This is a genomic window from Endozoicomonas sp. SESOKO1, from assembly GCF_024606265.1.
GTDB lineage: Bacteria > Pseudomonadota > Gammaproteobacteria > Pseudomonadales > Endozoicomonadaceae > Endozoicomonas.
Genome location: NZ_JAHHPP010000180.1, coordinates 1 through 4,706, shown reverse-complemented (window position 1 = coordinate 4,706; position 4,706 = coordinate 1). Strand labels below are relative to the sequence as shown.

The following is a 4,706-nucleotide window of genomic DNA, read 5'->3' as shown; positions in this document are numbered from 1 at the left end:
ACCCGGCAGAAGCGTTGGCTGGAAGAGCTGGCCAGCAGAGAACGGGAACAGCATAAAGCCCGGGAGTCATTGGACAATGCCATTCAACGACAGGCAGAACACAGCGAACCATTAAACCGTCTGGAGCAGGCCCTGCCCGCCCTGGAGCTTCTGCCGGACTGGGAACGATTGAGTGAACTGAAACAAAAGCATCAGCAGATACAAAAGACACTGGCCGAACATCAACAGGAAAAACAGGTTACCACCGAAAAGGTGGAAAGCCTCCGGAAGCAGAATCAGATTCTGCTGAGCGCCTGGGAAAACGGCCAGCAGGAACAGGAGCAAACCGAATCCCTGCTGGTCGAGCAGGTCATCCCCCTGGACGCTGAACTGCAAAGGCTGACCAATGAACAGCAGGCCATCCACGGCAAATTGCAGGCGGCTGAACATGAGCGGAACACCCTGGACAAAAGCATTGCTGATAACCAGCAGTCCCGGGAACAACTGACTGGTCAGCTCCAGGTGGCAAACCGTTACCTGGAACAGAATGCGCACCAGCAAACGCTGGGCGAACAGCTGCCGGTATTACAAACCCTGTTTGAGCAACGTGAAGCCGCTGGCCAGGGTGAACAACAGTTTGTTCAAGCCATTGATCAGTTAGAGCAGGAACGCCAGAACCTGGGCGCACAACAGCGAAAACTGGAAGCCCATATTCAGTCCCTGACCAGCACCCTGGAGCAACGCGCCAGCCAGAATAAAACACGGATTGAGCACAAAGTAATCCTGCTGAATGGCCAGGAAGAGGAACAGCTTCAGGCGGATCATCAACAGTGGAATGACCAGTACCCAATATGGCTGCACCTGAACAACCTCAACCAGCAATTGATCAGTTGCACCGGTGATTTGCAGAAAGAGCAGAGCCTCCATCACCACCTGCAGCAATCGGTAGCGCAGTACACCGGCAAAGTTGAGGGATGCAGGGCAGAGTACCGCAATGCCAGACAGCACTGTCAGGATCTGGAACAGTTGTTAACCCGGGAGCGGCAGATCACCAGCCTGCAGGACTATCGCGACCAACTGCAGGCCGGAGAGGCATGCCCGCTGTGCGGTGCTACAGCGCACCCGGCGATTGAACATTATCAGCAACTGAATATTTCCGATACTGAACAGCGCTTAACAGCCAGGCAGCAGGAACTGGAGCAGCTGCACATTCAGGGAGAGAAGCTGGGCAGAGAAGCTGCGCGCCTGCAGGTACAGCTGGAATCGTCGGAACAGACCATCAACAAACTGCAGCACCAGATTGCCCAGGTCACATCCGACTGGTCCGCCACCAGCAATACACTGTCGCTTTCACTCCCGGTCAATAACCCTGAAGCTTATCAAAACCACTTTCAACGGTTTATCGACAGTGGGGAGATCCGGAAAAAGCAGCTTGAAGCACTGAGCCAGCTTAATCGCCAGATTCAACTTGAGCAGCAGCAGCTGGATCAGCTGAATAACGACATTACCCAACAGACCCATCAACGGGATGTTAACCAGCATCAGCAAAACCAGATTGACCGACAGCTGTCCGACAGGCGTCAACAGCTTGAGCAAAGCCAACAGGCCAGCCAGGCTCTGGAAGACAGGATCCGGCAGAGAATTCAGACGGCGCTGCATCTGGAGATGCCTATCCTGTCAGAGCAGTCAACATGGTTGAGTCAACAGGAAAAAAACTGGCGACAATGGCAGAACGTCACGGCGGAACAGAAAGTGCTGAATGAGAAGATCCAGGCCGTTACCCAACAGCTGGGTTATCAGCATCAAACCCGGCAAAAAGCCGACGAACTGATCCGCGAACATCAGGCACTATTGGCTGACACCAACACCCACAGACAGCAGCAGCAACAGAAACGCCACGAACTGTTTGGCCAGAAAATCGTCAGTGAGGAGCGAGGGCGACTGAAGTCACTGGTTGTTGCAGCCAAGGCAAGCCATCAACAAAGCCAGAACCAGTTGCAAGCGATTGATGAACAGCTGGGTCAACTGACCGGAATCCTCCGCCAGCAGACCATTGAACAGGAAACATTGAGCGAAGGCCTGAAGATGGCCGAAACAACCTGGCAGATGTTATTAAATGACAGTCCATTCCGGGACAGTGAACATTTCCGGAAGGCTCTGCTGGCTAAAGAAGAGCGCAAGACGCTGACCGGGCTGAAACAATCCATCGAACAACAGCTGCATGAGGCAAAAGGCAAGCTTGCCTCCGCTGAAGCCAACCTGAAAGCACACTATCTCAAGGCACAGAATGAACAGCCAGCGACTACACTGTCTTTGGATGAAGTGACTGAAGTGCTGACGGAACTGGAGAATCGTATTCGTTTAATCAACCAACGGCAGGGTGAAATTACTCAGGCGCTGAAAGATGACGACGAAAAACGTCTCGGCCAGGCAAGCCTGTTCAAAGATATTGCTGCACGAGAGCACCAATATCAGGTTTGGGCGCAACTCAGTGGCCTGATTGGCTCCAGCAAAGGTGACAAATTCCGTAAATTTGCCCAGGGCCTGACGCTGGATCATCTGATTCTTCTGGCCAACCGACAGCTGGAACGGCTCCATGCCCGCTATCTGCTCAACCGAAAGAGCAACGATGAACTCAGCCTTGAGGTGCTGGATACCTGGCAGGGTGACTCCGCAAGGGATATCAAAACCCTGTCTGGCGGTGAAAGCTTCCTGGTCAGTTTGGCACTGGCACTGGGACTTTCAGACCTGGTCAGCCACAAAACCCGTATCGACTCACTGTTTCTGGACGAAGGGTTTGGTACACTGGATCAGGAAACGCTGGAAACAGCACTCAGCGCCTTGGATAGCCTGAATGCCAGTGGGAAGATGGTCGGTATCATCTCCCATATCGAATCCCTGAAAGAACGGATTCCCACCCGGATAGAAATAATAAAAGAAACCGGACTGGGTTATAGCAAACTGGATAGATGCTTTGCCTGTATCTGATCACTTTTATTTTGAGGGTTTATGAATCAACTACTGACTGTTGGCGCGCTTGAGTCGTTTCTCATTGCCATTTTTGTGTTGTTCCTGGGGCATTTTATCAACGCCCGCATTCCGGTATTGAAGAAGTTCAATATTCCTGAGCCTATTGTTGGCGGGCTTATCGTTGCGGCGGGTATTGCCGGGCTTCACTTCAATGGTATCGACATTGAGTTCAACCTGCCCCTGCAGAACACCTTTATGTTGATGTTCTTTGCCACGGTTGGCCTGGCTGCCAGCTATACCCAGCTCATCAAAGGTGGAGTCAAGGTGCTGATCTTCCTTGCCGTGGCGTCCCTGTACATCGTGCTGCAAAATGGCCTGGGTATGTCACTGGCCACCCTGCTGGGGCTTGACCCGCTGATGGGGTTGATTGCCGGATCAATCACCCTTTCCGGTGGTCACGGCACCGGTGCTGCCTGGTCCCAGACCTTCCAGACCGTGTACGGCATGAACAATGTGCTTGAGATTGCCATGGCTTCAGCCACCTTTGGCCTGATCATGGGCGGAATTATTGGCAGTCCGGTGGCACAGCGCCTGGTGGATAAATTTGGACTTAAATCCAAATACGGCAACACCAACAGAACCCATGAGCAGTTTCCTGAATTGGTGACTTACAACGAAAATGAGGAAGACAAGGTCACCTCAAAAAAGATGATTGAATCACTGTTCATGATTCTGATCTGTGTGACCGGTGCCAAATACCTGGAAATCTGGGTCAACAGCTTCGAGGTCAAATGGCTGATGATTCCGGATTTTGTCTATGCCCTGTTTATCGGCGTGATCATCACCAACACACTGGAAGTCACCAAGGTGAAGAAGCTGGATATTGAAACTGTCGATATTCTGGGCACAGTGTCACTGGCCCTGTTTCTGGCCATGGCCCTGATGAGCCTGAAGCTCTGGAATATTCTCGATCTGGCCATCCCGATCCTGATCATCTTGCTGGCACAGTCCACCATGCTGGCCATCTTTGCTTATGTGGTTACCTTCAGGGTAATGGGGAAAGACTATGATGCGGCTGTTATTGCCAGCGGTCACTGTGGTTTTGGCCTGGGAGCAACACCCACAGCGGTCATGAACATGGGTTCTGTCGTTAACCGCTTCGGCCCTTCACCCCAGGGGTTTATGGTTGTGCCTATTGTCGGGGCCTTCTTTATTGATATTGTCAACCTGATTATTTTGCAGGCGACATTGTCGGTTTTTGGTTAATCAATCATCGACCCCGTTACGTCATTCCAATGAGATTGACGTGTAATCTCCGCTCACCCTTAGCGGAGTCGAAGGGTGTTTTGCACGATCTATCCGGGTTCGGAGTTTGCGTCTTTCGACTCCGCTAAGGACGAAGAGAGAAGCCCGACAAGGAGTGACCGCTCCGTTTGAGTCGGGTTTTTTCTTGCGGTTCAAATCACTGCAGGGATTTTCTCAGCTCTGCGATAATCTGGGTGATTGAATGGCCTCTCGTTCGACGGCTCAGCTCTTTGACAGTCCCTTTCAGTTTCACCAGCGCTTTATCGCTAACCTTCACTTTCAGTTCCCGTCGGCTGAACGTAAACCCAAGGAAATTGCATTCCCAAGGCCGACCTACTCCACTCTTCAGAAACAGGGAAAAAATGTAAGCTCAGCCAGACAGATATGACATATGCCGGACTACCGTAATGCAGTGGTCGGGAGACACTCATCCTGAATAAATAGCGTTCTGA

General features: G+C 51.9%; 2 protein-coding genes. Both read left to right on the top strand.

Features of this window, described 5'->3' with window-relative positions; all coding sequences use genetic code 11:
• A partial coding sequence (locus KDK13_RS08750; protein WP_257284595.1) for an SbcC/MukB-like Walker B domain-containing protein occupies positions 1–2,967 on the top strand: 2,967 nt, incomplete at its 5' end.
• A 21-nt stretch (positions 2,968–2,988) separates the two neighbouring features.
• The gene (gene gltS, locus KDK13_RS08745; protein WP_257284594.1) at positions 2,989–4,215 is read left to right on the top strand and encodes a sodium/glutamate symporter; all 1,227 of its coding nucleotides are present in this window, start codon (positions 2,989–2,991) and stop codon (positions 4,213–4,215) included.
• The last annotated feature ends 491 nt before the right edge of the window (positions 4,216–4,706 follow it).

Coding starts and splice junctions, on each gene's coding strand:
- gltS (WP_257284594.1), top strand. CDS start 2,989: ATGAATCAACTACTGACTGTTGGCGCGCTTGAGTCGTTTCTCATTGCC.